General features: G+C 71.1%; 1 pseudogene. It reads left to right on the plus strand.

Annotation, left to right across the window (positions count from 1 at the left end):
* Nucleotides 1-529, plus strand: a pseudogene (locus Y705_RS22060) (lipoate--protein ligase family protein); the annotation flags it as partial.
* Nucleotides 530-698: the final 169 nt, after the last annotated feature.

The following is a 698-nucleotide window of genomic DNA, read 5'->3' on the forward strand; positions in this document are numbered from 1 at the left end:
GGACCAGGGCTTCGAGCCGCTGGTCCGGCGAGCCGGAGGGCGTGCAGCCGCTTATCACCAGGGCTGTCTCGTGGTCGACCACGTGGAGCCGCACCCCGACGCCGTCGCCCGCACGAAGGCTCGGTTCGCCGCCTTCGGGAGCCTGTTCGCCGAGTCCCTGCAGGACCTCGGGATCGACGCCGCCGTCGGCGAGATCCCGGGGGAGTATTGTCCGGGTGAGTTCAGCGTGCACGGAACAGGGCAGGTGCACCGGGCTGGGCAGGATCGGCCCCCGCCGGAACCGCTCAGCGTGAAACTGGTCGGTACTGCCCAGCGGGTCGTCTCAGGTGCATGGTTGTTCTCCTCTGTCCTCGTGGTCGAGGATTCGGCGCCCATCCGGCGGGTCCTGTCCTCGGTCTACTCCACCCTGGCGCTCGACTGGGACCCGAGGACCGCGGGCGCCGCCGAGGACCTCGTGCCGGGCACGACGGTCGACGACGTCGAAGCGGCAGTGCTGCGGGCCTACGCGCGCACGGTCGAACTGAGGTAGTTGAACTGAGGTAGTGGACAGCAGCCTCAGCGCAGCGGCCCGGTGACGGACTCCACCGTGCGCAGGAACTCCCCGGAGGCCAGGTACTGCTCCATCTCGGCGAGCTCCGGGGCGAGGAACCGGTCGGGGCCCGGGCCGGCCACGCGGCCCTCGAGGTCGCGCAGCACCG

It is taken from the genome of Arthrobacter sp. H41 (assembly GCF_000520535.1).
Classification (GTDB): domain Bacteria; phylum Actinomycetota; class Actinomycetes; order Actinomycetales; family Micrococcaceae; genus Arthrobacter_D.